The 26,603-nt window shown below is 70.6% G+C and carries 13 protein-coding genes and 2 rRNA genes; 5 read left to right on the plus strand and 10 right to left on the minus strand.

What is annotated here, in order from left to right; genetic code table 11:
- Window positions 1-57: 57 nt before the first annotated feature.
- Window positions 58-3,182 (minus strand): 23S ribosomal RNA (locus ACU6P3_RS04425).
- A gap of 313 nt (window positions 3,183-3,495) precedes the next feature.
- Window positions 3,496-5,022 (minus strand): 16S ribosomal RNA (locus ACU6P3_RS04430).
- Together the 16S and 23S rRNA genes form the textbook arrangement of a ribosomal RNA operon.
- 574 nt (window positions 5,023-5,596) lie before the next feature.
- Between ACU6P3_RS04430 and ACU6P3_RS04435 the strand changes: the two genes are divergently transcribed.
- Window positions 5,597-6,046, plus strand: a complete 450-nt coding sequence (locus ACU6P3_RS04435; protein ID WP_447196012.1) for a PTS sugar transporter subunit IIA — start codon at window positions 5,597-5,599, stop codon at window positions 6,044-6,046.
- Between the two features lie 111 nt (window positions 6,047-6,157).
- A complete protein-coding gene (ptsP, locus tag ACU6P3_RS04440; protein WP_447196013.1) occupies window positions 6,158-7,828 on the plus strand; it encodes a phosphoenolpyruvate--protein phosphotransferase in 1,671 nt (556 codons plus the stop codon).
- Between the two features lie 164 nt (window positions 7,829-7,992).
- On the opposite strand, the gene ACU6P3_RS04445 is transcribed toward ptsP, so the two are convergent.
- Both ACU6P3_RS04445 and ACU6P3_RS04450 read right to left on the minus strand, forming a co-directional pair.
- A complete protein-coding gene (locus ACU6P3_RS04445; RefSeq protein WP_447196014.1) occupies window positions 7,993-9,060 on the minus strand; it encodes a DUF8829 domain-containing protein in 1,068 nt (355 codons plus the stop codon).
- A gap of 102 nt (window positions 9,061-9,162) precedes the next feature.
- On the minus strand, window positions 9,163-11,172 hold the full coding sequence (locus ACU6P3_RS04450; protein ID WP_447196015.1) for an acetoacetate--CoA ligase: 2,010 nt from the start codon (window positions 11,170-11,172) through the stop codon (window positions 9,163-9,165).
- A gap of 234 nt (window positions 11,173-11,406) precedes the next feature.
- On the opposite strand from ACU6P3_RS04450, the gene ACU6P3_RS04455 reads away from it, so the two are divergent.
- The gene (locus tag ACU6P3_RS04455) at window positions 11,407-13,767 is read left to right on the plus strand and encodes a TIM-barrel domain-containing protein (protein ID WP_447196016.1); all 2,361 of its coding nucleotides are present in this window, start codon (window positions 11,407-11,409) and stop codon (window positions 13,765-13,767) included.
- 309 nt (window positions 13,768-14,076) lie between these two features.
- A complete protein-coding gene (locus tag ACU6P3_RS04460; protein WP_447196017.1) occupies window positions 14,077-14,886 on the plus strand; it encodes a M15 family metallopeptidase in 810 nt (269 codons plus the stop codon).
- 130 nt (window positions 14,887-15,016) lie between these two features.
- Here the strand turns inward: ACU6P3_RS04460 and ACU6P3_RS04465 are convergent, their stop codons facing one another.
- From ACU6P3_RS04465 to ACU6P3_RS04480, 4 genes are read right to left on the minus strand one after another with little or no spacing between them, the layout of a single operon-like run.
- Window positions 15,017-15,622 carry a GTP-binding protein gene (locus ACU6P3_RS04465; protein ID WP_352088511.1) on the minus strand — a complete coding sequence of 202 codons (606 nt, stop codon included), beginning with the start codon at window positions 15,620-15,622 and terminating at the stop codon, window positions 15,017-15,019.
- Window positions 15,603-15,998, minus strand: coding sequence for a DUF742 domain-containing protein (locus ACU6P3_RS04470; RefSeq protein ID WP_447196018.1), 396 nt, complete (start codon window positions 15,996-15,998; stop codon window positions 15,603-15,605). The genes ACU6P3_RS04465 and ACU6P3_RS04470 overlap by 20 nt, the downstream gene beginning before the upstream one ends.
- 10 nt (window positions 15,999-16,008) lie before the next feature.
- Window positions 16,009-16,452, minus strand: coding sequence for a roadblock/LC7 domain-containing protein (locus tag ACU6P3_RS04475; RefSeq protein ID WP_344285579.1), 444 nt, complete (start codon window positions 16,450-16,452; stop codon window positions 16,009-16,011).
- Window positions 16,449-19,430: a sensor histidine kinase gene (locus ACU6P3_RS04480; protein WP_447196019.1), complete on the minus strand. Its 2,982-nt coding sequence runs from the start codon at window positions 19,428-19,430 to the stop codon at window positions 16,449-16,451. Before ACU6P3_RS04480 ends, ACU6P3_RS04475 begins: the two co-directional genes overlap by 4 nt.
- Window positions 19,431-19,962: 532 nt before the next feature.
- Between ACU6P3_RS04480 and ACU6P3_RS04485 the strand changes: the two genes are divergently transcribed.
- Window positions 19,963-20,382, plus strand: coding sequence for a hypothetical protein (locus ACU6P3_RS04485; protein ID WP_447197762.1), 420 nt, complete (start codon window positions 19,963-19,965; stop codon window positions 20,380-20,382).
- A gap of 231 nt (window positions 20,383-20,613) precedes the next feature.
- Here the strand turns inward: ACU6P3_RS04485 and ACU6P3_RS04490 are convergent, their stop codons facing one another.
- Together ACU6P3_RS04490 and ACU6P3_RS04495 are read right to left on the minus strand one after the other, a co-directional pair.
- The gene (locus ACU6P3_RS04490; protein WP_447196020.1) at window positions 20,614-25,365 is read right to left on the minus strand and encodes a hypothetical protein; all 4,752 of its coding nucleotides are present in this window, start codon (window positions 25,363-25,365) and stop codon (window positions 20,614-20,616) included.
- A gap of 147 nt (window positions 25,366-25,512) precedes the next feature.
- Complete coding sequence (locus ACU6P3_RS04495) at window positions 25,513-26,505, minus strand: hypothetical protein (protein WP_447196021.1); 993 nt, start codon at window positions 26,503-26,505, stop codon at window positions 25,513-25,515.
- Window positions 26,506-26,603: the final 98 nt, after the last annotated feature.

Consider the following 26,603-nt stretch of genomic DNA (forward strand, 5'->3'; position numbering starts at 1 on the left):
CGGAAAACAACACGGCCGTTCGTTACTTCAGAACTAACACAGTGGACGCGAGCAACTGAGGACAAGCCCTCGGCCTATTAGTACCGGTCAACTCCACCAGTCACCTGGCTTCCATATCCGGCCTATCAACCCAGTCGTCTACTGGGAGCCTTACCCCCTCAAGGAGGTGGGAGTCCTCATCTCGAAGCAGGCTTCCCGCTTAGATGCTTTCAGCGGTTATCCCTCCCGAACGTAGCCAACCAGCCATGCCCTTGGCAGAACAACTGGCACACCAGAGGTTCGTCCGTCCCGGTCCTCTCGTACTAGGGACAGCCCTTCTCAAGACTCCTACGCGCACAGCGGATAGGGACCGAACTGTCTCACGACGTTCTAAACCCAGCTCGCGTACCGCTTTAATGGGCGAACAGCCCAACCCTTGGGACCGACTCCAGCCCCAGGATGCGACGAGCCGACATCGAGGTGCCAAACCATCCCGTCGATATGGACTCTTGGGGAAGATCAGCCTGTTATCCCCGGGGTACCTTTTATCCGTTGAGCGACGGCGCTTCCACAAGCCACCGCCGGATCACTAGTCCCGACTTTCGTCCCTGCTCGACCCGTCAGTCTCACAGTCAAGCTCCCTTGTGCACTTACACTCAACACCTGATTACCAACCAGGCTGAGGGAACCTTTGGGCGCCTCCGTTACCCTTTAGGAGGCAACCGCCCCAGTTAAACTACCCATCAGACACTGTCCCTGATCCGGATCACGGACCCAGGTTAGACATCCAGCACGACCAGAGTGGTATTTCAACAACGACTCCACCCATACTGGCGTACGGGCTTCACAGTCTCCCACCTATCCTACACAAGCCGAACCGAACACCAATATCAAACTGTAGTAAAGGTCCCGGGGTCTTTCCGTCCTGCTGCGCGAAACGAGCATCTTTACTCGTACTGCAATTTCACCGGGCCTATGGTTGAGACAGCCGAGAAGTCGTTACGCCATTCGTGCAGGTCGGAACTTACCCGACAAGGAATTTCGCTACCTTAGGATGGTTATAGTTACCACCGCCGTTTACTGGCGCTTAAGTTCTCAGCTTCGCCAACCCGAAAGTCAGCTAACCGGTCCCCTTAACGTTCCAGCACCGGGCAGGCGTCAGTCCGTATACATCGCCTTACGGCTTCGCACGGACCTGTGTTTTTAGTAAACAGTCGCTTCTCGCTGGTCTCTGCGGCCACCCCAAGCTCACACCGTAAAGATGATCACCCAGAATGGCCCCCCTTCTCCCGAAGTTACGGGGGCATTTTGCCGAGTTCCTTAACCATAGTTCACCCGAACGCCTCGGTATTCTCTACCAGACCACCTGAGTCGGTTTCGGGTACGGGCCGCCATGAAACTCGCTAGAGGCTTTTCTCGACAGCATAGGATCATCCACTTCACCACAATCGGCTCGGCATCAGGTCTCAGACACAAGTTGCACGGATTTACCTGCACAACGTCCTACACCCTTACCCCGGGACAACCACCGCCCGGGCTGGACTACCTTCCTGCGTCACCCCATCACTTACCTACTACCACCTTGGTTCGACGGCTCCACCACTCCCCTCAACTCCGAAGAGATCAGGGCGGCTTCACGGCCTTAGCATTAATGGATTCGATACTGGGCGCTTCAAAGCGGGTACCGGAATATCAACCGGTTATCCATCGACTACGCCTGTCGGCCTCGCCTTAGGTCCCGACTTACCCTGGGCAGATCAGCTTGACCCAGGAACCCTTAGTCAATCGGCGCACACGTTTCCCACGTGTGAATCGCTACTCATGCCTGCATTCTCACTCGTGAACCATCCACCACTACCTTCCAGCATGGCTTCACCCGGCACACGACGCTCCCCTACCCATCACAGTCCCCGTTAGGAGTATGTACTGCAATGACACGACTTCGGCGGTACGCTTGAGCCCCGCTACATTGTCGGCGCGGAATCACTTGACCAGTGAGCTATTACGCACTCTTTCAAGGATGGCTGCTTCTAAGCCAACCTCCTGGTTGTCTCTGCGACTCCACATCCTTTCCCACTTAGCGTACGCTTAGGGGCCTTAGTCGATGCTCTGGGCTGTTTCCCTCTCGACCATGGAGCTTATCCCCCACAGTCTCACTGCCGCGCTCTCACTTACCGGCATTCGGAGTTTGGCTAAGGTCAGTAACCCGGTAGGGCCCATCGCCTATCCAGTGCTCTACCTCCGGCAAGAAACACACGACGCTGCACCTAAATGCATTTCGGGGAGAACCAGCTATCACGGAGTTTGATTGGCCTTTCACCCCTAACCACAGGTCATCCCCCAGGTTTTCAACCCTGGTGGGTTCGGTCCTCCACGAAGTCTTACCTCCGCTTCAACCTGCCCATGGCTAGATCACTCCGCTTCGGGTCTTGAGCGCGCTACTAAAATCGCCCTATTCGGACTCGCTTTCGCTACGGCTCCCCCACACGGGTTAACCTCGCAACACACCGCAAACTCGCAGGCTCATTCTTCAAAAGGCACGCAGTCACGACTGCATGTGCAAGCACACACAGCGACGCTCCCACGGCTTGTAGGCACACGGTTTCAGGTACTATTTCACTCCGCTCCCGCGGTACTTTTCACCATTCCCTCACGGTACTATCCGCTATCGGTCACCAGGGAATATTTAGGCTTAGCGGGTGGTCCCGCCAGATTCACACAGGATTTCTCGGGCCCTATGCTACTTGGGAAACGCACAAGCAAGCCGTACAGATTTCAGCTACGGGGGTCTTACCCTCTACGCCGGGCCTTTCGCATGCCCTTCGCCTACCCATACGGTTTCTGACTCACCGACCGGCCGGCAGACCGATCAAGCACGCTCCCACAACCCCACATACGCAACCCCTGCCGGGTCTCACACGTATACGGTTTAGCCTCATCCAGTTTCGCTCGCCACTACTCCCGGAATCACGGTTGTTTTCTCTTCCTGAGGGTACTGAGATGTTTCACTTCCCCTCGTTCCCTCCACACTGCCTATGAGTTCAGCAGCGGGTGACAGCCCATGACGACTGCCGGGTTTCCCCATTCGGACACCCCCGGATCACAGCTCGGTTGACAGCTCCCCGGGGCCTATCGCGGCCTCCCACGTCCTTCATCGGTTCCTGGTGCCAAGGCATCCACCGTGCGCCCTTAAAAACTTGGCCACAGATGCTCGCGTCCACTGTGCAGTTCTCAAACAACGACCAGCCACCCGTCACACACCACCCACAAGCGATGCTTCACCGGGACCGGCAAACTGAAGGACAACCACAACGGCCGCACCCTCAGACACCCAACAGCGCGCCCGACCCGACCCCTCCCAACCCTGCGTTCCACGCCGAAGCAGTACTAGCAAAACCAAGAGAAACCGTGCCGAATAGTCAACGTTCCACCCATGAGCAACCAGCATCAGACACTCGCTGATGTACTGGCCCCTGGACCCCCGCCCCGAAGAGCAAGAGCCAAGATGCTCCTTAGAAAGGAGGTGATCCAGCCGCACCTTCCGGTACGGCTACCTTGTTACGACTTCGTCCCAATCGCCAGTCCCACCTTCGACAGCTCCCTCCCCACAAGGAGGTTGGGCCACCGGCTTCGGGTGTTACCGACTTTCGTGACGTGACGGGCGGTGTGTACAAGGCCCGGGAACGTATTCACCGCAGCAATGCTGATCTGCGATTACTAGCGACTCCGACTTCATGGGGTCGAGTTGCAGACCCCAATCCGAACTGAGACCGGCTTTTTGAGATTCGCTCCACCTCACGGCATCGCAGCTCATTGTACCGGCCATTGTAGCACGTGTGCAGCCCAAGACATAAGGGGCATGATGACTTGACGTCGTCCCCACCTTCCTCCGAGTTGACCCCGGCGGTCTCCCGTGAGTCCCCAGCACCACAAGGGCCTGCTGGCAACACGGGACAAGGGTTGCGCTCGTTGCGGGACTTAACCCAACATCTCACGACACGAGCTGACGACAGCCATGCACCACCTGTACACCGACCACAAGGGGGACCCTGTCTCCAGGGTTTTCCGGCGTATGTCAAGCCTTGGTAAGGTTCTTCGCGTTGCGTCGAATTAAGCCACATGCTCCGCCGCTTGTGCGGGCCCCCGTCAATTCCTTTGAGTTTTAGCCTTGCGGCCGTACTCCCCAGGCGGGGAACTTAATGCGTTAGCTGCGGCACGGACGACGTGGAATGTCGCCCACACCTAGTTCCCAACGTTTACGGCGTGGACTACCAGGGTATCTAATCCTGTTCGCTCCCCACGCTTTCGCTCCTCAGCGTCAGTATCGGCCCAGAGATCCGCCTTCGCCACCGGTGTTCCTCCTGATATCTGCGCATTTCACCGCTACACCAGGAATTCCGATCTCCCCTACCGAACTCTAGCCTGCCCGTATCGACTGCAGACCCGGGGTTAAGCCCCGGGCTTTCACAACCGACGCGACAAGCCGCCTACGAGCTCTTTACGCCCAATAATTCCGGACAACGCTTGCGCCCTACGTATTACCGCGGCTGCTGGCACGTAGTTAGCCGGCGCTTCTTCTGCAGGTACCGTCACTCACGCTTCTTCCCTGCTGAAAGAGGTTTACAACCCGAAGGCCGTCATCCCTCACGCGGCGTCGCTGCATCAGGCTTCCGCCCATTGTGCAATATTCCCCACTGCTGCCTCCCGTAGGAGTCTGGGCCGTGTCTCAGTCCCAGTGTGGCCGGTCGCCCTCTCAGGCCGGCTACCCGTCGTCGCCTTGGTAGGCCATCACCCCACCAACAAGCTGATAGGCCGCGGGCTCATCCTGCACCGCCGGAGCTTTCAACCCTCCCCCATGCGAGGAAAAGTGATATCCGGTATTAGACCCCGTTTCCAGGGCTTGTCCCAGAGTGCAGGGCAGATTGCCCACGTGTTACTCACCCGTTCGCCACTAATCCACCCCGAAAGGCTTCATCGTTCGACTTGCATGTGTTAAGCACGCCGCCAGCGTTCGTCCTGAGCCAGGATCAAACTCTCCGTGAATGCTTCACCGGTCATCCGGTTCACACACACGAGAGCGGAACCGTCGGCCGGAATAAGACCGGACGGTCCACAGCATCCTCGCTGTGTTGTGTTTCAAAGAAACCTCAACCCAACCCCAAAGCTGGGGGAAGGTCGGGGTATCAACATATCTGGCGTTGACTTTTGGCACGCTGTTGAGTTCTCAAGGAACGGACGCTTCCTTCGTACTCACCCTCTCGGGCTTTCCTCCGGGCGCTTCCCTTCGGTATTTCGTGTCTCCGACTCTATCAGGCTTTTCCGTTCCCCCTGACCACCGATTCGCGGCACGCGAAAAGGGACCCGAGTTGAGGATCATTGCTTGATAGGCGCTGCCAACCCGCGACCCGAAGTCGCGCTGCGGTCAGGCAGGTCTACGACAGTACATCCGGTCGGCCGACGCAGGCAAATCGCTTTCCGCGCCCCCAGGGCCCTCAACTGGCAGCTCTTATGCGGAACCGTCACTTCCCATGACTTACCCTTCTCAACAGTCCGCCGTCCGCTCACTGACTGTGACGGTGAGGCGCTGCTCTTCTTTACGGCCCCTGGGAGGCTCTCCATGACCACCGTGACCGCGCCGCTGCCCGGACGGGCCATTGGACTCGCCGCTGTTCCCGATCCCGTGTTCGCCGGGGCGATGGTGGGGCCCGGTATGGCCATCGATCCCGTACGCGCGGCGGGCACGGCCGTCTCGCCGGTCGACGGGGTGGTGGTGTCCCTCCACCCGCACGCCTTCGTGGTGGTCGACGCGACCGGGCACGGTGTGCTGACGCATCTGGGCATCGACACCGTGCAGCTCAACGGTGAGGGTTTCGAGCTGCTCGTCGGCAAGGGGGACACGGTCACGCGTGGCCAGCCTCTCGTGCGGTGGGATCCCGCCGCGGTGGAGGCGGCCGGGAAGTCCCCGATCTGTCCGGTCGTGGCGCTGGAGGCCACCGCGGACGCCCTCGGTGATCTCCGTGAGGACGGCGAGGTCGCGGCCGGCGACTCTCTTTTCCAGTGGCGGTGACATCGCGGCCGACGGTGGCACCACCGTTGTTTGCCAGGGACGAGCGCGGGACGCTCGTCATAGATACGCCGTGGTGCTCTGAGCGCCGCGGCTCGACCGGGGACGGATGAGATGGAGACAACGCTGCGAGGCGTCGGGGTCAGTCACGGTGTGGCGATCGGCGAGGTCCGGCACATGGGGACCGCGGTGCTGGAACCGCCGGCCAAGCAGGTTCCGGACCAGGACGCCGAGCGTGAGCAGGGGCGGGCGCGGCAGGCCGTGGAAGCGGTGGCCGCCGATTTGATCGCCCGCGGCAACCTGGCCGGCGGCGAGGCCCAGGCCGTGCTCGAGGCGCAGGCGATGATGGCGCAGGACCCGGAGCTGCTGGCCGATGTGGACCGGCGGATCGCCGTCGGCAGTACGGCCGAGCGTGGTGTGTACGACGCGTTCGCCCAGTACCGTGCGCTGCTCGCCGGTGCCGGTGAGTACCTGGCCGGGCGGGTGGCCGATCTGGACGATGTGCGGAATCGTATCGTCGCCCGGCTGCTGGGCGTTCCGATGCCGGGTGTGCCGGACAGCGACGAGCCGTACGTGCTCATCGCCCGGGACCTGGCGCCCGCCGACACCGCGCTGCTGGACCCGACCCTGGTGCTCGGCTTCGTGACCGAGGAGGGCGGGCCGACGAGTCACAGCGCGATCCTGGCGCGCGCGCTCGGGGTGCCGGCCGTGGTGGCCCTCCCCGGGGCGGGCGAACTGGCCGAGGGCACGGTGGTCGCGGTCGACGGCAGCACGGGTGAGATCTTCGTCGAGCCGGGCACCGAGAAGCGCGCGGAGCTCGAGCGGGCGGCCGCCGCGCGCAAGGCCGCGCTGTCGGCCGCCACCGGGCCGGGCGCGACGTCGGACGGGCACAAGGTGCCGCTGCTCGCCAACATCGGCGGGCCGTCGGACGTGCGGGCGGCCGTCGATGCCGGGGCCGAGGGCGTCGGTCTGTTCCGCACCGAGTTCCTCTTCCTGGACGACAGCGAGCAGGCGCCGTCCGAGGAGAAGCAGATCGAGGCGTACCGGACGGTTCTCGAGGCGTTTCCCGAGGGCCGGGTCGTCGTGCGGGTGCTGGACGCGGGCGCCGACAAGCCGCTGGACTTCCTGACGCCCGCGGACGAACCGAATCCGGCGCTCGGGGTGCGTGGTCTGCGGTCCCTGCTGGACCACCCGGACGTGCTGCGGACCCAGCTGACCGCGTTGTCGAAGGCCGCCGAGGGACTGCCGGTGTATCTGGAGGTCATGGCGCCGATGGTGGCGGACCGCGCGGATGCCAAGGCGTTCGCGGACGCCTGCCGTGCGGCCGGTCTCCGCGCGAAGTTCGGGGCGATGGTGGAGATCCCGTCCGCCGCGCTGCGGGCGCGCTCGGTTCTTCAGGAGGTCGAGTTCCTTTCGCTCGGGACCAATGACCTGGCGCAGTACACCTTCGCGGCCGACCGGCAGGTGGGCGCGGTGTCCCGGCTGCAGGACCCGTGGCAGCCGGCGCTGCTCGATCTGGTGGCGCTGTCGGCCGAGGCCGCCAAGGCCGAGGGCAAGAGCTGTGGTGTCTGTGGCGAGGCGGCCTCCGATCCACTGCTGGCGTGTGTGCTCACGGGGCTGGGCGTGACCTCCTTGTCGATGGGCGCGGCCTCGATCCCGTACGTACGGGCCGCTCTGGCGCAGCACACCCTGGCGCAGTGTGAGCGTGCCGCTTCCGCCGCCCGGGCGGCGGACAGTGCCGACGAGGCACGGCAGGCCGCGCAGGCGGTGCTGTCGGGCGAGTGACCGGCCCCGTCGCCGGGTCCGCGGATCCAGCGGCCCGGCCCTGGTGCTCGCACGCCGTCCGTTTCGGCTGACAGGGGCTTCCCGCCGGCTTCCCGGCGGGAAGCCCCTTCGGTTTCACCGGGCCTCGGTGGTCCTCGCTCGTCCTCGGCCGGCCCCGGTCGCCGTTAGTGGTGCCTGCCCGTGTCGCCCAGGTCGTCGAGACTCACCGCGAACCCGGCGCGGTAGTCGACCCCGGATTCCGGAGCGAGGGGCTCTCCCGTCTCCGCGTCGGTGCAGTAGGCGTTGAAGACCTCGCCCGCGGTGAGCGGGACGAGGCTCGACCGGGCCAGGCGCCAGCCGTGCACGCGGTCGTCGTCGCCCGGCACCGTCGTACGGAGCACGACGCCGCCGGCGCTCTCCAGAGCGATGCCCACGGCGAGCACGCTGACGAATTCGGCGGCTTCGGAGGAGCCGATGCGAACCGGCTGCCGCTCTCCGGCCGGGTGCTCGGCGTGGACGACGGCCAGCAGTTGCTCGGTCCCGACGGGGACGCTGCACACGAGGTGGTGCGTTCCGGGACCGGCCGCTTCGAGCAGCCGCTCCAGCATGTGGGAGGCGCGGTCGAAGGCCGCGCCCGCGATGTCCTCTCCGCAGTCGGCGCAGTCCCCGAGGTCGGCGAGCAGTGTGGTGGCGTACTCCCAGGTGGCTTTGCGGACCGCCGTGCTGATGAGCTGCGGGACGAGGACGTCGACGCTCTGGCCGGTGTAGGCGACGGCCGCGCCGCTCGCGGGGATCCTGGCCGTGTAGTGGCCGCGGCCCGCCACGGAGTCCGGGTCCAGGCCGGTGTCCTCGCAGTACTCCGCGTACTCGTCCGGGTCGAAGAGGGCGACCGTGGCCGGCACGCCCTGGGACGCCAGCTCCTTCAGCAGCGTGTCGACGTGCCGCAGGTAGACCGCGTGGTCGTCGAACACGAAGGTGCGGTAGCGGCGCATCGCCGCGAAGTCGTGTGCGTCCGCCAGCAGCCCGACGGTGCTGGGGACTTCGCGGCGGAGCCCGCGCCGGAGGTGCTTCTCCCTCCTCTTCTCTCCCCTGGTTCCTGCTCCCCTGGTTCCTGCTCCCCTGGTTCCTGCTCCCCTGGTCCCTGCTCTTTTCCCGCGGCCTCGCCGTCCCCGTTTGTCTTGTCGCCCGCCGTCCGCCGCCTGTCCCGACCGGCCCGGTCCGCCGGTGTGTCCGTACCACTCCGCGTGCGCCATGATGCCCCCCTTGCTTATGGTCGACCATTACTCACTCACCGTAATCGAGGGGTCTGACAACGCGTCCGCCGACAGGGGCCCGGAACAGGGCGGTCCGGGCGGTCAGGCGCGGTCGCGGGCGAGTTTCTCGTAGAAGCGGAGCAGTTCGACGTTGTCGACGGAGCCCGCGCTCACCGCCTGGTCCAGTGCCGCGCCCTGCAGGAGCCGCTTGACCGGGACTTCGATGCGCTTGCCCGTCAGCGTGTGCGGGATTCCGGGGACTTCGATGATCTCGTCGGGCACATGGCGTGGTGAGAGCCGGTCCCGGATCGTCCGTTTCACCCGGTCCCGAAGTGTGTCGTCGAGGACGGCGTCCGGCGCCAGGTGGACGAAGAGCGGCATCCAGTAGCCGCCGTCGGGCTGTTCCAGGCCGATGACCAGGGACTCACGGATCTCGGGGAGGCGTTCGACCGCCTCGTAGATGTCCGCGGAGCCCATGCGGACCCCCTGGCGGTTCAGGGTGGAGTCGGAGCGGCCGTGGATCACGACCGAGCCGCGGCCGGTGAGGGTGATCCAGTCCCCGTGCCGCCAGACGCCGGGGAACGTCTCGAAGTAACTCTCGCGGTAGCGGCGGTCGTCGGGGTCGTTCCAGAAGCGGACCGGCATGGACGGCATGGGGTTGGTGACGACGAGCTCCCCGACCTCGTCCACGACGGGCCGGCCCTGGGCGTCCCACGCCTGGAGGTCCGTGCCCAGGCAGGCCGCCTGGAGTTCGCCGATGTGGACGGGGAGGGTGGGGACGGCGCCGGCGAAGCAGCTGCACACGTCGGTGCCGCCGCTGACCGACGCGATCCACAGGTCGTCGGCCACCTCGTCGTGCAGCCAGCGGAACCCGTCGGGCGGGAGCGGGGAGCCGGTGGTGGCGACGCAGCGCACCCGCGAGAGGTCGTGGTCGCGTCCGGGGTGCGCGCCGGCCTTGCGGCAGGCCATGACGTAGGCGGCGGAGGTGCCGAACAGGGTGGCCCCGGTCCGCTCCGCGACCGCCCACTGGGCGTCCACGGCGGGGTGGCCCGGGCTGCCGTCGTACAGCACGACGGTGGTGCCGGTGAGCAGGCCGGAGACGAGGAAGTTCCACATCATCCAGCCGGTGGAGGTGTACCAGAAGAACCGGTCCTCGGGGCCGAGGTCGCAGTGCAGGCCGATCTGCTTGTAGTGCTCCAGCAGGATGCCGCCCTGGGACTGGACGATGGCCTTGGGCAGGCCGGTGGTGCCGGAGGAGTACAGGATCCACAGGGGATGGTCGAAGGGGACGTGTTCGAAGACGTCGCTCGCCTCGCCGATCCGGGTACCGTCGGCCGGCGAGGCACCCGCGTCGACCAGGTCCGCCCACGGGAGGGCGCCCTCGGGGGCGGGTGTGCCCAGCAGCGGGACATGGATGACGGCGCGCAGTGTGGGCAGTTCGCGGCGGAGCTCGGCGACGGTCCCGGTGCGGTCGTGTTCCTTGCCCCCGTAGCGGTAGCCGTCGACGGCGATCAGCACGACGGGCTCGACCTGCTGGAAGCGGTCCAGGACGCTGCGGGCGCCGAAGTCGGGGGCGCAGGAGGTCCAGACGCCGCCGACGGCCGCCGTGGCGAGCAGCGCGGTGACGGCCTGCGGGATGTTGGGGAAGTAGCCGCTGACCCGGTCGCCGGGGCGGACTCCGAGGCGGCGCAGCTCCGCGGCGAGCGCGGTCACCTGTCGGCGCAGCTCCGCCCAGCTGATGGTGGCCGGCCGCTGCTCCTCGTCCAGGTGGATGAGGGCCGGTTCCTGGGCGCGGGCCGGGTCCTCGGCGGTGCGCAGGGCGTGTTCCGCGTAGTTGAGGGTGGCGCCGGGGAACCACCGGGCGCCGGGCATGGCGCGGTCGCCGAGGACGCGTTCGTACGGGGTGGCGAAGCGGATGTCGAACCAGTCGGCGACGGCGCGCCAGAACGTCTCCAGTTCCTCGACGGACCAGCGGTGCAGCGCCGCGTACCCGCCGTCGGCGGGAGCGCCGTACCGGTCGGCGGCCCATGCCTGGAAGCGGGTGATCGCGGCGGCGTCGATACGGCCGGAGTCGGGCGCCCAGAGCGGGGCGGGGCTGGCGCTTGCGGTCATGGGGGCGGCTCCCGGGCTGACTCGACGCTGGTGTGGTGTTTTGAGGGCCCTGTGTTCCGGGGCCGGCGACTGGATCTCGTACAGGCTGGGTCCTGGCACGGACGATGCCATGTGATCGCCTTTCGCACCAGGTTTCGGCCCCGCCGTCCACCTGCTGTGACGGTGCTGCCGCCATGGGTGAACGGGAGTTGAACAGAGCGCGCTCGGGGGCGGGCGAATGGCAGGCTGAGCAGCATGGACGGTGGTGAGCTGGTGCGTTCGATGAAAGTGGTCGGCTCGATACAGGGATGGCGGGCGGCGCGGACCGCCTGGCGTGGCCGGCGCGAGGACGCCAGGGAGCTGCCGCCGCGCGGACCCGAGCGGGCCCGGGTGCCGGGTCCCGCCGCGGGCGCCGAGCCCTCGCCCGGGGGCGGCACCGTACGGTTCGCGCGCGCTGAGCTGCGTGTCCGCGTCACGGTGGGCGGTGCGGTCTTCTGGGGCTGGGACGGCGCGGAGCCACTGCCGTCGTACGCGCTCGACGGGGACCCGCCGGAGCCGGACCCGCGGGCCGTTCTCGAACCGGACACCGACGGCGGCTGGCGTGTGGTGTCGGAGCGGGTGACGGTGGCGGTCTCCCGCCACGGCGGTGTGGAGGTGCGCACTCCGGGCGGTGTGGCGCTGCGCCGTGAGCTGCCGCCGCGCTGGTGGGAGCCGGTGGCCGGCGGGCCCGCGCGCTGGGCGCAGCGTGGCGAGGTGCCGGCGGACGCGCGGTTCTTCGGGCTGGGCGGACGGGCGTCGGGGCCCCGGCTGCGCAGTGGCGCGTACCGGCTGTGGAACACGGACCCGGGGGGCCGGTTCGGCCCGGACGACGACCCGTTGTACGTGACGATGCCCGTCCAGCTGGTGGTGTCCGACGCGGGGACGCATCTGGCCTTCTACGACAACACCTGGGACGGCCGGGTCGTCCTCCGGGAGGGCGAGGAGGGCGCGGGCTCGGGGCACGACCGGCCCGGCACCAGCGAGCTGCGGATGGAGGGCGGGCCGCTGCGCTGCTGGGTGGTGACGGGCACACCGGCCAGGGTGCTGCACACGTGGACAACGCTGACCGGGGCGCCCGTGGCGCCGCCGTCCTGGGCGCTGGGCCCGCAGCACGCGCGCTGGGGGTTCGGCGACGAGCGTGAGGTGCGGCGGATCGTGGCGGGGTACCGGGAGCGGGACCTGCCGCTGTCGGCGGTCCATCTGGACATCGATCACTTCGAGGCGCACCAGGTGTTCACGGTCGACCGCGAGCGCTTTCCCGATCTTCCGGGGCTGGCCAAGGAGCTGCGCGCGGACGGGGTCCGGCTGGTCTCGATCGTCGATCCGGCGGTTCCGGCGGCTCCGGGGAACGCGGTGCGCGCGAGCGGGCGCGCGGACGTCCCGGGAGGCGCGTTCGTGCGGAACGCCCGGGACCAGGAGGTGCGGGGGGTGGTCTGGCCGGGCGAGTGCGTGTACCCGGACTTCACGGATCCCGCAGTGCGCGAGTGGTGGGGCGAGCTGTACGAGGAGCGGCTGGCGCAGGGTTTCTCCGGGGTGTGGCACGACATGAACGAGCCGGTGTCGTTCGCGCCGTTCGGTGACCCGACGCTGCCCCGGTCGGCGCGGCACCGGCTGGAGGGGCGGGGCGGCGACCACCGCGAGGCCCACAACGTGTACGGGCTGGCCATGGCGCGGGCGGGTTTCGAGGGGCTGCGGCGGCTGCGGCCCGACGACCGCCCGTTCCTGTTCTCGCGCTCCGGCTGGGCCGGTATGCAGCGCTACGGGGGCACCTGGTCCGGTGATGTGGCCACGGGCTGGCCCGGGCTGCGGGCGTCGCTGTCGCTGGTGCTGGGGCTGGGGTTGTGCGGGGTTCCGTACTCGGGTCCCGACGTGGGCGGTTTCGACGGGAGTCCGTCCCCCGAGCTGTATCTGCGCTGGTTCCAGCTGGGGGCGTATCTGCCGCTGTTCCGGACGCACTCGGCGATCGACGCGGGGCGCCGGGAACCGTGGGAGTTCGGTGCGCGGGTCCTGGCGCACGCGCGGGCGGCGCTCGTCGAGCGCGAGCGGCTGCGGCCGTACTTCGTGACGCTGGCCCAGCTCGCCCGGGTGACGGGCGCGCCGTACGTGCGGCCGCCCTGGTGGGGCGCGCCGGAGGACCGGGCGCTGCGTGCGTGCGAGGACGCCTTCCTGCTGGGTGACGCGCTGCTGGTGGCGCCGGTGCTGGAGCCGGGTACGGACCGCCGGGCGGTGCGGCTGCCGCGCGGGCGGTGGTACGACACGGGGACGGAGACCGCGTACGAGGGGCCGGGCCAGGTGCTGTTGGACGCGCCGTGGTCGCGGATCCCGGTGCTGGCCCGGGCGGGCGCGGTGATTCCCGTGCGGGGCCCGGGGGGCCGGCCGGAGCTGGAGGTGTGGGCGCCGGCGCCCGGGACGACGGGTGGCGGGCTGGTGGTTCCGGACCCGGGCGACGGCTGGGCGGACGGGGAGATCGAGCGGTACACGTCCCGGTGGGCGGACGACGGCGTACGGGTGGAACGGGTCACGGACGAGGGCCCGGTGGCCCCTCGGTGGCCGGTACGGGTACGGGGCGTCCGGTAGTCCGGACGGGCCACTGGGGCGGCGCGCGCGTCGGACGTGCGCCGTCGCCACCGCGGCGGGACCGGCCCCGACGGGCATCGCCGCGGTTCCGGATCCGGCGTCGGCCACTGCCGGAGGCGTCGATGACCGGGCGGGCGGTGTGGTCCGTCTCCCCGGGCTCCGTGCGGACGGTCGGCGGTGGGCGGCGCGGAGCGGGTCCGGCAGGGGTTTCCCCGGGCTTCGCATGGGCTCGCGGACCGTGTCCGGTGCCTCTTCCCCCGGGTGGCGCCGAGCTGATAGAGCAATGTGTCCATGACAACGATGCGATCCATGCGATCCGTTCTCCGCAGCCTGGCCACATCGGCCGCCGTCCTGCTCGCCGTCACCACCGTCTCCCCCACCGCCCGGGCCCGGACCGCCGAGCCGAAGGCGCCGACGGCGCCCAGGGAGTTCGTGGCGCTGCGCACGGTGGCGCCGACGATCATCGAGGAGATGCGGTACGTCACGCCCCACACCTTCATGGGCGTACCGGTGGCCGGCTACCGGGAGCCGGTCTGCATCGTCACCCGGTCCACCGCGGAGGCGCTGCGGCGTGCCCAGGCGACTCTGCTGCGGCGCGGCTACTCGCTCAAGGTCTACGACTGCTACCGGCCGCAGCGTGCCGTCGACCACTTCGTGCGGTGGGCGGCGGACCTCCGGGACGAGCGCATGAAGGCGGAGTTCTATCCGAGGGTGGAGAAGTCGCGGCTGTTCGCGGACGGTTACATCGCGGAGAAATCCGGGCACAGCCGGGGCAGCACGGTGGACGTGACCGTGGTCAGGCTGCCCGCGCCGCCGACCAGGCCGTACCGGCCCGGTGAGAAGCTCACTCCGTGCCACGGCCCGAAGGCCGCGCGGTTCCCGGACAACTCCCTGGACATGGGCACGGGTTTCGACTGCTTCGACACGCTCGCGCACACGGACGACCCCCGGATCCGGGGCGAGCAGCGCGCAAACCGGCGGCTGCTGGGGACGGCGCTGGAGAGGGTCGGGTTCACCAACCTGCCCGAGGAGTGGTGGCACTTCACGTACAAGCCCGAGACCTTCCCGGACACCTACTTCGACTTCCCGGTGGCCCGGTCCTCCGTCGCCGGGCACTGAGGGCGCGACGCGCGGTCCGTGCCCCGTCCGGTGGGGGCGCGGACCGCGCGACGCGCCGTACCGCGGGCGAGCGGGTCGCCGGTGCGCGGGCGGCGGGCACGTGGCGCGCCGGCGCACCGGTGCCCCCGAGTCAGTTCACGGCGGGCTCGCGGCGCAGCGTCGCCCGGTTCAGCGCGTGTTCGACCACCGCGACCAGCACTTCCTTGACGGATTCGCGGTCACGCGCGTCACACATCATCAGCGGCACCTCGGGGTCGAGGTCGAGCGCCGCGCGCACGGTCTCGGCGGGAAAACGGTCGGCGCCCTCGAAGCAGTTGACCGCGACGGTGAAGGGGATGCCGCGCCGTTCGAAGTAGTCCACCGCGGCGAAGGAGTCCGCGAGCCGGCGGGTGTCCGCCAGCACGACCGCCCCCAGGGCGCCCTGCGCGAGTTCGTCCCAGAGGAACCAGAACCGGTCCTGGCCGGGGGTGCCGAACAGGTACAGCACCAGGTCCTCGCGGAGGGTGATCCGGCCGAAGTCCATGGCGACCGTGGTGGTCGTCTTGCCCTCCACCCCGTCGACGTCGTCCACGGGCCGGCCGGCCTCGCTCAGCGTCTCTTCCGTCCGCAGCGGTCTGATCTCGCTGACCGCCCCGACCAGTGTGGTCTTGCCCACGCCGAAACCACCGGCCACCAGGAGCTTCAGCGTCACCGGTGAGACCGGACGCGGCCGGTGGCTAGAGCGCCCGAAGGCCATTGATCACCTCGCGGAGAATGTTCACGTCCGGCAGTTCGGCCGGCGGAACGGGACGGGTTACGTGGACCAGTTCGTCCTCGACGAGGTCGCCGACCAGGACCCGGACCACCCCGACGGGGAGGTCGAGTCCCGCGGCGAGCTCGGCGATCGACTGGGGGGTGTCACCACAGCGTTCGACGATCTCCACATGCTCCGGGGAGAGCGTCTGGTCCCGGCCGGGGTCCCCGGCCGCGGGTTCGGGAACGACGACCGCGATCAGGTCGAGCCGGTGGCGCACCGTGGTGCTCGTGCGGCCACGCGTCATCGCGTAGGGACGTACCACCGGTCCGGCTTCGCCGTCGAACCAGTGCTGCGCATCCTGACCTGCGTCACTCATCTCGGCCTACTCACCCACCGGTGGGCAGACCGGTCCGTGGCGCCGTGCCGAGGTGGACGCCGACCCGCTTGACCATGAGCGTCATCTCATAGGCGACCTGGCCGACGTCGGAGTCCGCGTCGGCCAGGACGGCCAGGCAGCTGCCGTCGCCCGCCGCGGTGACGAAGAGGAAGGCGTCGTCCAGCTCCACCACGGTCTGCCGGACCTGGCCCGCCTCGAAGTGCCTGCCGACGCCTTTGGCGAGGCTGTGGAAACCGGAGGCGACGGCCGCGAGGTGCTCGCCGTCCTCGCGCGTGAGGTCCTTGGACGTACCGGTGGCGAGACCGTCGCCCGAGAGCACCACCGCCTTGCGGATGCTGGCGACCCGCTCGACGAGTTCGTCGAGGAGCCAGTTGAGCTCCCCCACTCGGCCCGGATCGGTCGACGTGCGTGCTGCGGCATTCGGTGCGGTCATCGACCGTCCCCCTCCGATGTGGTTCCTTGTGTCTCGCCGGCGCGGGTGGCGTCCTCGGCGGCGTTCTGCCGGCGACCGCGCTGCCAGCCGCGTTGCAGCGAAGCCATGCGGTCGCGCACCTCGTCCGCGTCCCGGTCTCTCTCGTGGTCGGCGCCCGTGGTCCGCCCGGTGGAGCGTTCCGGGGGCGGCGCCGCGTCCCTGAGCTGGGGGGCGAGGCTGGCCTGCCGGATTCGCCTGGGCAGGCCGCCGACCAGGGTCTGGGCCTCGTCCGACGGTACACGCCTCGGTCCGCCCGGGCCGGTCGGCCCGGTGTCCGGGCCCGAGGCCGAGCCCGTCGGCCGGCCCGGGCCACCCGCCGCACCCGTTCCGCCGGATCCACCGCTCCAGGGTCCCGGTCCGCCGGACCGCTCGCCGGACCTGTGGCCTCCGGTGCCGGACGCCGACAGGCCGCGGCCAGGGGCGTCCACGCGCCGGCCACGGTCGACGACCAGCGTCGGGGGCTTGCGACGCGGCGTCCCGGTCAAGTCGTCCGGGAGATCGGAGCCACCGCCGTCGCCCGTCTGCCGGTACTGGTCGTGGCGCCCGCGTGGGGACGGGATGCCCCGCCCGTCGCGCCGGTCCCGCGGGGCACGGCCCTCGTCCCAGGAGTCGCGCGAGTCTCGGATGTCACGGGGGTCACGAGCGTTCCGGGGGTCCCGCGGATGGAGCCCGGACCGTACGTCGAGGATCTCCACGGCGCCATGGCCGTCCGCGTCACGCGGGTGCTCGCCGTCGCGGTCACTGTCCCGGTCGCGGTCATGGCCTCGGTCGCGGGCCGGCTCGCGGGCGCGGAACAGGCCGCCGCGTTCGCTCTCGGTGTCCTCCAGGTCGCCGAGGCCACCGCCCGTGCCGAGGGTCGGCCCGCGCTCCGCCGCCAGAGAACCGACCGGGGCCTCGAGTTCGACCGGACCGTCGAGCACGTCCGGGTCGCCGCCCCGGCCCGTGGGGACCTGCGCCAGCGCCGCGCGCCGGCCGCCGACCTCGTTCCGGCCGCGCCTGCCCTCCAGCGTCTTCTTCCGGTCGAGCCGGAAGCCGGTGCCCTCCGTGTCGGGGGCGTCGGTGAGCAGCGCGGACGGCAGGAAGACGATGGCGGTCGTGCCGCCGTACGGGGAGGTCTGGAGCGAGACGCGGACGTTCTGCCGCTGAGCGAGCCGACTGACCACGAACAGGCCCAGGCGGTCGGTGTCGGACAGCTCGAACTCGGGTGTCTCGGCGAGCCGCAGGTTCGCGTCGAGCAGCACGTCGGGGGCCATGCCGAGGCCGCGGTCGTGGATTTCGAGGGTGAAACCGTTGGCGACCCGCTCGCCGTGCACCTGCACCCCGGTGTGCGGGGGTGAGAACACCGTGGCGTTCTCCAGGAGTTCGGCGATGAGGTGGGTGAGGTCGGCGACGGCGGGGCCGCCGACCCCGATGCGTGGCAGCCTGCGGACCTCGATGCGTTCGTAGTCCTCCACCTCGGCCACGGCGGCGCGCACCACGTCCATCAGCTGGACGGGCTTGCGCCACTGCCTGGACGGCGCGGCGCCGGAGAGGATCACCAGGCCCTCGGCGTGCCGGCGCATGCGGGTGGTGAGGTGGTCGAGGCGGAACAGGTCGGCGAGTTCGTCGGTGTCCTCCGTACGCCGTTCCATGGTGTCCAGGAGGGTGAGCTGGCGGTGGAGAAGCACCTGGTTGCGGCGGGCGAGGTTGACGAAGACCTCGGAGACGCCACGGCGGAGGTCGGCCTGTTTCACGGCGGCCTCGACGGCCGCGCGCTGCAGGGTGTTGAGCGCCTGGCCGACCTGGCCGACCTCGTCCTTGGGGTATTCGAGCCGGGGCGCCTCCGTCTCCACGTCGACCTGCTCGCCGGCGGCGAGACGGCGCATGACGCTGGGGAGGCGTACGCCGGAGGCCTCGTGGGCCTCCCTGCGCAGCTGGGACAGGTCCCGGATCAGGACGCGGCCGATCCGTACGGAGATGAGTACGGAGACGAAGAGCGCGACGAAGCCGACGGTGCCGGCGACCGCGAGCCGGACGAACACGGCACGGCGCACGGGGTCGATGTGGGCCCGGTAGAGGGCGTCGGCCTCGGCGCTCTCCCGGGTGAGGTCCTCGAGGACCGGCGCGGTGGCGTCCTCCCAGCCCCGCAGGGTGAGCGAGGCCTTCTTGGCGGCGCCGTCCCCGATGAGGGTGTTCTCGGTCTCGCGCAGGGCGAGGGTGGCCGGGGTGCGCCAGTACTGCTCCAGGGTCACCCGGTCGGAGAGGGGCAGGTCGGACAGGTTCGTCTCGTACAGCATGGTGCGACTGGCGATCAGGTCGGAGATCGCGCGCAGGTCGCCGGAGGTGAACTCGCGTGAGACCAGTGCGGCGGAGACGAGCGCGTCCTCTCGGGAGAGCATCTCCTTGGCGCGGTCGAAACCGACCAGCGCCCGGCCCCAGTTGTCCCCGTCCACGTCCTCGTGGCCGTAGAGGGAGGCGAGGAAGGTGTGGCTGGGATTGATGAGCTGGTTGTAGAAGTTCAGCGCCTTCTCGCGGGTGACCGTGCTCTCCTCCACGGAGCGGCGCATCAGGTCCAGCAGGTCCAGGGACTTGACGAGCGCGGTGTACCGCTCGGAGGAGATGCCGTCCATCCGGTCGCGCACTTCAGGAGTGACGTTTCTCTTGACACGCGCGACGGCGTCGTCGGTGTCGGCCCGCCGGGCGCGCAGATCGGCCAGCGCGTCGGAGGCCGTGGGATCGGCCAGGTAGATCAGCGATTCACGGCGTTCGGCCTGGACGGCCCGGATGCTCGCCTCGACGGGGCGGCCGACTTTGTTGATGACATGTCTGACGTCGACGAGTTGAGCCGCCTGGTCGCCGGTGAGCACGGAGACGAACGCCCACAGGCCGGTGAGCGCGACGAGCGGCACGAGCAGCAGCGCCACGATCTTCCGGCGGATGGATTTCCCGCGAAAGCGCATGGCCTCCCCCAGCTCGATCCCCTGCCTGTCACGGGGGATGCTCCATCAGCAAACGGCGCGAGCCTACTACTGTCACACCGGCAACTCGAAGACACATCCGGATGTTTTTCGGCCTTCGGGTGGCACATTGGTGATGGGTTGTCCCGGTACACGGCGAGATGACGCCGGTCGTCGGGAGGCGGGAGACCTGGCTGGACGCCATGTGACCGGTCACGCCGGATGGCCGAAATCGCTTGGTTCATCGCGGGGTTGATGATGACATGGGAATCTTCCGGGACTGCCATTCGTCCTTGTGTGCGTGGATTGTTCGGGGATCCGGGTACGTTGCGGTACTGCGGGTGGTTTCGCATGACACGTTCGGGTTCCCGGTCGGCGTGGGGCGGCCTGGGGCGGGGCAATTGCTTCCCAGGTGCCCCGGGACAGGGCCTGGCGGACACGCGGTGCCCGTCGGGGCACCACGCGGCACGGGCCCGAGGCGACGGGCATGGCCGCGGAGGGCGGACATGAGGGTGGGGAGGGACCTTTGAGGGAGATGGAGGAGCGGCACGGTGCCGCGGCGGAGAGCGGGTTCGCGGGCGTGCCCCGGAGCCTGTGGGTCGAGGAGCCGGCGAAGCGCTACCGGCTGCCGGACCCGGTGCGTACGGCTGCGGTCCGCGCGGTGATCTTCATGGCGGTGACGCTGATTCAGGCCATGGTCGCGTTCCTGAGCACGCTCGCGGGTTCCTGGCTGGCTTTCCCCATGGTGCTGAGCAGCGTGGCCTCCACGGTGCTGGCGACCTGGGGCGTACTGGACGTATGGGTGACCCGCCAGGTGTGGGTCCAGCGTCACGGGGTGGTGTCCAGCCCCAGCAGTACGGCACGAGAACTGCGCCGGGAGCGGCGCAGGGCCCGCCGGGCGGCGCGGCGGGAGCGCCGGGACGCCGCGCGCATACGGGGTGCCGTCACTCCGTGACGGCAGCCGGCACACGCCGGGGCCGGTGCGCGCCGGAGGCCGTGTGCGCGAGGGCCGGTCCGCGCGGCGACCGGTGTGCCCGCCGGGACGTGCGCGGCCCCTGCGCGCGCCGGCCGGTGGGCGCGGGGACCGGTACGCGGGGTGCGGGCGCCCGGGCCGACGGACGGTGTGCGACGGACGGTGTGCGACGGGCGCTGTGCGGCGGGCAGTGCGCGGGCGCCGGGGCGCGGCTCAGTCCGTGGTCGGCTCCGGGGCCCGCTTGTACATCCGGGTCGCGGTGATCTCGCCGTGGACGGTCTCCCCGTCCGGGTCCGGCTGGGGCAGTCCGGGGCGCAGGTGCTCCTCCACGCTGATGTACTTCAGCCCGGCGCGCAGGTCCGCGTCGTTGCGCAGGCGGATGACGAGGGGGAACTCGGCGAGCGCCGTCGTGTCGAACAGGCCCGTGGTGTACAGGAGCTGGACGCCGAGGGCGTCGGACACCGCGCGTTGCAGTTCCAGCAGATATGTGGCGTTGGCGCGGCCGATCGGATTGTCCAGGAAGAGCGTGCCCGCGTGCCGGTGCTTGTCGCGGCCGCGGTCGTTGCTGCGCAGGGCGGCCATCGTGCAGTAGAGCGCGATGGCCGCGGTGAGGAGCTGGCCGCCCGAGAAGACGTCGCCCATCTGTCCGACGGGGACGCGTTCGGCTCGCAGCACCGCGTCGGGCTTGAGGATCTCGACGGCCACGCCCTTGGGCTGCAGCGCGGCCCGGACGCCGCGCAGCAGCAGTGACATTCCGTCCCTGCGCAGGTCGGAGTTCTTCTTCAGGGCGGCGCGGGTCGCCTCGTCGATCACCTCGCCGAGCCGCTCGGCGAGCGTCGCGCGGTCCGGCTCCTCGAAGCGGATCCGCAGGAACTCCTGTCCGGACCACTCGCCCAGGCCCTCCGGCAGCCGGGAGAGCCGCTGCGCCGAACGGAGCGTCGTCAGCGCGGACTCCACCAGGCCGCGCAGCCGGTCGACGATGGAGTCGCGGTTGCGCTCCAGCTGGGCGAGTTCGTCGGTGAGCACACGCAGCCGGGGTGCGAACGCCTCGGCCCAGGCGGCGGCGTGCTCGGGCAGCGCGGACGCGGGCAGTTCCCGGATCTGCTGCCGGGCCGGGGTGCGCACCTGCTCGTACCGCGTGGAGTTGGCATGCCGTACGAGCACGTCGCACGCTTCGCGGACGCCCGCCTCCGCGGCGGAGAGGTCGGACGCGCAGCCGCGCAGGGAGCGGCGGGACTCGGCGGTGGCGCCGCGGGCCTCCTCCAGGGTGCCGGGGTAGGGCTCGGGCGCCTGCGGGGCCTCCTCGTCGCCGCCCCGCCCTGAAGCCTCCTCCGATGCCGCGCCGCGCAGCAGGTCACGCAGGAGCGCGGCGGTCTCGTCGAAGCCGCTCGCCGCGTCCTCGGCGGCGCGGTGGGCCTGGAGCAGCTCGGCGTGGGCGGCGCGCGCGGATTCGAGCGCGTCGGTCCGTTCGGCGAGCTCGTTGGTCGCGGTACGCAGCAGGGTCTGCGCCTGGTCGGCGTCGGCGGGGACCAGGTCCTCGGGCAGCTCGGTGTGCGCGTCCCCGTCCTCCGGAGCCAGCCGTTCCGCCTCGCCGCGGAACCGGCCGAGCTGTTCGCTGGCGGCCGAGGCGCGGGACTCCAGCATCTGCACGAGTGACTCGGCACGGGCCGCGGCGGCCTGCCGGGACGGGCCGTCGGCTCCGTCGGGGGATTCGAGGAGCTGGGCGGCGCGGGTGCGGACCTTGTTGGTGAGCCGGTCCAGCTCGGCGAGCGCGGCGCTCTCGTCGCTCTCCGCGCGGGCCTGTTCGGCCCGCAGGTCGGCGCCGACGCCCACCTTCTCGTACAGCTGGGAGGCGGCGCGGTACGCCTCGCGCAGCGCGGGCAGGGCGGCGCGCGGGGCGTCCGGATCCGCCTCCGGAACGTTCTCCGGCGCCCCGGCGATCTCGGCACGCTCGGCACGCAGGGCGCGGGCGGTGCGCCGGGCGTCGTCGCCCGCGCGCTGAGCGGCCCTGCGGTCCTCGTCGGCGGCCCGGGCGCGCTCCAGGCAGACGGCCGCACGGGCCTCCGACTCCGCCGCTTCGTCGGCCAGTTCGCGGAGCTCGGTCTGCCACCGGGAGCGTTCGCGGAGCCGGAAGGCCAGGCCGGACAGGGCATCCGCGGCCCGGCGGGCGCGCTGGGCCGCCTCCTGCCGCTCGTCGCGGACCCGGGCGGTCTCGGTGGCGGCCTCGTCGGCCTCGGCGCGCGCGGTACGGGCCTCGGCGAGCGCGGCCTCGGCGGCCTCGGCGGCTTCCCCGGCGGTCCTGGCCGCCTCCGACAGCTCCCGGAGCATGCCGGGCGGGCAGTCGGCGCGCCACGATCCGAGCCGGGCGGCGAGCGAGCGGTCGCCGGTGAGCCGGGCGGCGAGGAGCCTGATCTCCTCGTCGCGCGCGGCGGCGCGGGCGCGCAGCGCCCGCCGCTCCTCGTCGGCGGCGTACTCGTCGTGCATGGCCGGGTTCGGCGGGACCAGGAACACCGCTCCGTCGTCCGTGCCACCGCCCCCGGGCTCCGGCACGGGCGCCAGCAGCGCGGCGGCGGTGCCCACGGCGACGGTGGAGCGCGGCAGCAGCGCGGCCCCGGCGAGCGCTTCCCGCGCGCGGGCGTGCGAGTCGGGGTCGGTGATCACGACGCCGTCGACCAGTTCGGGCCGGGCGGCCAGTACGGCGGCGTGGTCGGCGGCGTCCACGGACTGGGCGAGGTAGCGCCAGCCCGGCAGCGCCGGAATGCCCTGCTCGCCCAGGAACTCGACGGTGGCGAGGACGTCGGGGCCGGGCGGCAGCAGACCGCCGTCACCGAGCGCGCCGAGGATACGGGCGTCGTCGGCCGCGGCGGTGCGCAGCTCGAAAAGCTGCCGTTCGGCGGATGCGACGTTCCCGTCGAGCAGTTCGCGCAGGTCGTCGGCGTACCGGTCCAGGTCCTCGGCGCCGAGGGGGCCTTCCGCCGCTCGGGGGACGGGCCCGGCCGTGGCCGTGGGCCCCTCACCGCTCCTCGGACTCCGCTCCTGCCGCGGGACGCCGGTACCGGCGTCCGGGCCCGTGGGGCCGGCCTCGCGGGGCGCGGGGACGCGGCCGACGGCGGCGACGGCCGCGGGCAGGCCCATCAGCTCGGTGAGGCGTTCGTCGCGCGCGATGGACTCGGCGGCGCGGCGCTCCGCGTCGTAACGGCGCTCCGCCGCCTGGGCGGCGTCGGCGGCCCTGGCGGCGGCCAGTTCGGCGCGGGCCTCCGCCGACGCGCTCTCCCTGGCCCGGTCCGCGGCGCTGCGGGCGGCCTCCCGTGCCGCTTCCCAGTCGGCGACCGCGGCCTTCTCGGCGTCGGTCGCGGCGAGCGCGGCGCGGGCCGGATCGGCGTCCGGCGTGCTGTCGTCGAGCCAGCCCGCCCGGACCGCCTCCGCGGTCTCCTGCTCGACCTCGGCCAGGCGCTGACGCAGGTGCCCGGCCTCGCTGCGGGCGCGTTGCGCCTCGGTGGCGGCGGACGTCGCGTCGCGGTGGGCGGCCTCGCCGGCCTCCTGGAGGGCGGCGGAGCGCTCCTCCTCCTCGTTCGCCAGCCGTTCGCCGTCCTCGGCGGCGGCCTGCAGCGCCCGGACGAGATCGGCCGCCGCGGTGGCGCGCGCGGCGAGGGCGGGCGCGGCGTCGCGTTCGGCCTCCCGGATCGCGGCGGCCACCCTGGCCGAGCGGTCGGCGGCGGCCCGGTGCCGCAGCACGGCCTCGGCGGCCTGCCAGGCGGAGTGCAGCGTACGGGCGTCGGTCAGCTCGCGGCGCTGGGCGGCGGCGCGCTTCTCGGCCGCCGTCAGGGCCAGGGACGCGTGGCGGTAGGCGAGTTCGGCGGCGATCAGTGAACTGCGGCCGCGCGCCTGGTCGGCCGAGGTCACCGTGTGCGCGGCGGCGGTGACCCGCTGGGCGAGGTCGGCGGCCCGCTCGCGTTCGGCGCCCGCCCGCGCCGCGAGGCGGCGCACGAGCGTACGGGCGCGGCGCTCGGCGCCCGTGTGGACGTCCCGGGCGCGGGCGCGGGTCCCGGTGGCGTCGACGATCCGGCCGAGCAGGTCGACGGACCCGGCGGTGAAGTCGCGCTCGGCGCTGAGCTCGGCCCGGCGGCCCAGCTTGTTGCCGAAGCCGGAGACGAGGTCGGCGAGTCCGTCGGTGTCCCGGGTGTCGGTGACCGCGCGCAGCAGCAGGTCCGTGAAGTCGGAGTCCTTCTTGACGGCGAACAGGCCGGCCGCCTCGCCCTCGTCCGCGTTCATCTCGCGCTGGTAGCGGAAGAGTTCGGGGTCGAGTCCGAGATCTCCGAGGTGCTCGTTCCAGCGGTCGTGGATCTCTTCCCAGTGGACGTCCAGGTGCGGGTACACCTTGCCCGCCTCCGTGAGGGCGTCCCGGAAGCCCTTCATCGTCCGACGGCGCCCGCGCGCTCCGGAGGCCCCCTCGACGGGCGGCCGTACGGAGGTGGACTCGGCGACCGGCAGGGAGTCGAGGCCGAGTCCGGGGCCCGGCCGGAACGAGTACCAGGCCTCGGCGAACCTCCTCGGGTCGTTGGACACCTGCCGGCCGCGCCACTCGCTGACCTTGCCGACGACGACGAGTTCGCCGGTGAGGGTGTGCTGCCACTCCAGGGCGACATGGCCGCAGTCGTCCGCGAGCAGGAACTTGCGCAGCACACCGGAGCTGGCGCCGCCGAGGGTGTTGCGGTGCCCCGGCAGCATCACCGAGAAGATCAGTTTGAGCAGCACGGACTTGCCACCGCCGTTCTCCAGGAACAGCACACCGGCCGGTGCCGGGCGGCGCGGCGGGCCGGTCGGCTCCTCCTCGAAGAACTCCGCCTGGGCGGGCGCGGGACGCGGCACGGGCGCGCCCACGCCCCGCAGGTCGAGCACGGTGTCGGCGTAGCGCGCACCGGCGGGCCCGATGGAGTAGAGGCGGACCCGGGACAGCTCGTACATGGCGGCGGACTCTCGTGGGGAGGGGACGTGGGCGGTGGGTGTGGCCGGTGGGCGGCGGTCGTGGCCGGGTGGGTCGGTCGGACGTCGGTCACATGGTGGTGGCGGTCGGACGGTCCTGGGCGGTGCCCGGCGTGCTCGGGTCGGCGGTCATGCGTGGAAGGGCAGGCCGGCGTCGGCGGTCAGCTCCAGGTCGTCCCCGTCGGGCGGCGACACGAGCGTGGCGGAGCCGTCGCCGACGGGGACGACGCCCAGTTCCAGCAGCTCGGCCAGGGCCGCGTGACCGGCCATGTCCCGGACCTGGAGCTGGTAGCGGGCGGTCGTGCGGTAGGCGCCTCCGGCGTCGTCGCCGGTGCGCTGGAGGAAGCCCGAGTCGGCGAGGAACGCGACGGCCTTGGCGATGATTCCGGTGGTCGAACCTGCGAGGCGGCGGGCGTCCTTGGTGGCGCCGGTGGAACTGCGCCGGGCGTAGATCCGCCAGGCCGCTTCCAGGCCGGGGGCGTCCGTGGACGGGTCGGTGTTGGCTCCCTCCTCCTCGGCGCGTTCCGCGAGCCTGCGGCATGCCTGCCGGACGAAGGCGTCGACGCCGTTGACGGTGATCCGGCCGATGTATCCGTCGTCGGCGAGGTCCTCCGGCCTCGGGAACGCCAGTGCCGCGACGGCGAGATGGGCGAGACCGTGCAGGAACCGGTCGGCGGAGTCCGTGGCGGCACGGCGGGCGTAGTCGCCCATGCGGACCGCGAAGACCGAGTCCTCGCCCGCCGTCACGGCCATTCCGGCGCGGGGCGATACCTCCAGCACCACCAGGCCGAACCCGGTGGCGACCGCGTCGGCGAGCCGCGCGAAGGAGGAGTCATCGCGGTAGCGGCGCAGCAGCTCGGCGTACTCGGCGTCGCGTGCGGGGAGCAGCTTGGGCTGGAGCCCGAACGACACGAGCCGCGCGGCGTCCGCGGCGTCGGCGGGTGTGACGCCGCTGCCCGCGCCCGTGGCGGGGCCGCCGCTCGCGGCCGGCTCGGCCGCGCCGCCGCCGTCGACGCCGGCGGTCTCGACGGCGGCGGCTACGGCCTCCCCCTGGAGTGCGGTCTCGCCGCGCTCGGCCGGGCCGGTCCACGCGTCGTGGAGCTCTACGTGGTGGTCACTCACGGGTGTTGCTCCTTGGCGGGTTTCACCTTCCGGCCGGGGCCGTGGGGTGCGCGGTGCGTCGGTCGGGTGCGTCGGTCGGTCGGGTGCCCGGGCGGACG

It is taken from the genome of Streptomyces hebeiensis, from assembly GCF_052983195.1.

Bases quoted from the DNA above. Each gene is read 5' to 3' on its own strand.
- ACU6P3_RS04475 (WP_344285579.1), bottom strand. From the start codon at position 16,452: ATGACCGCACCGAATGCCGCAGCACGCACGTCGACCGATCCGGGCCGA.
- ACU6P3_RS04465 (WP_352088511.1), bottom strand. From the start codon at position 15,622: ATGGCCTTCGGGCGCTCTAGCCACCGGCCGCGTCCGGTCTCACCGGTG.
- ACU6P3_RS04450 (WP_447196015.1), bottom strand. From the start codon at position 11,172: ATGACCGCAAGCGCCAGCCCCGCCCCGCTCTGGGCGCCCGACTCCGGC.
- ACU6P3_RS04455 (WP_447196016.1), top strand. From the start codon at position 11,407: ATGGACGGTGGTGAGCTGGTGCGTTCGATGAAAGTGGTCGGCTCGATA.
- ACU6P3_RS04490 (WP_447196020.1), bottom strand. From the start codon at position 25,365: ATGTACGAGCTGTCCCGGGTCCGCCTCTACTCCATCGGGCCCGCCGGT.
- ACU6P3_RS04470 (WP_447196018.1), bottom strand. From the start codon at position 15,998: ATGAGTGACGCAGGTCAGGATGCGCAGCACTGGTTCGACGGCGAAGCC.
- ACU6P3_RS04485 (WP_447197762.1), top strand. From the start codon at position 19,963: ATGGAGGAGCGGCACGGTGCCGCGGCGGAGAGCGGGTTCGCGGGCGTG.
- ACU6P3_RS04445 (WP_447196014.1), bottom strand. From the start codon at position 9,060: ATGGCGCACGCGGAGTGGTACGGACACACCGGCGGACCGGGCCGGTCG.
- ACU6P3_RS04435 (WP_447196012.1), top strand. From the start codon at position 5,597: ATGACCACCGTGACCGCGCCGCTGCCCGGACGGGCCATTGGACTCGCC.
- ACU6P3_RS04480 (WP_447196019.1), bottom strand. From the start codon at position 19,430: ATGCGCTTTCGCGGGAAATCCATCCGCCGGAAGATCGTGGCGCTGCTG.
- ptsP (WP_447196013.1), top strand. From the start codon at position 6,158: ATGGAGACAACGCTGCGAGGCGTCGGGGTCAGTCACGGTGTGGCGATC.
- ACU6P3_RS04460 (WP_447196017.1), top strand. From the start codon at position 14,077: ATGCGATCCGTTCTCCGCAGCCTGGCCACATCGGCCGCCGTCCTGCTC.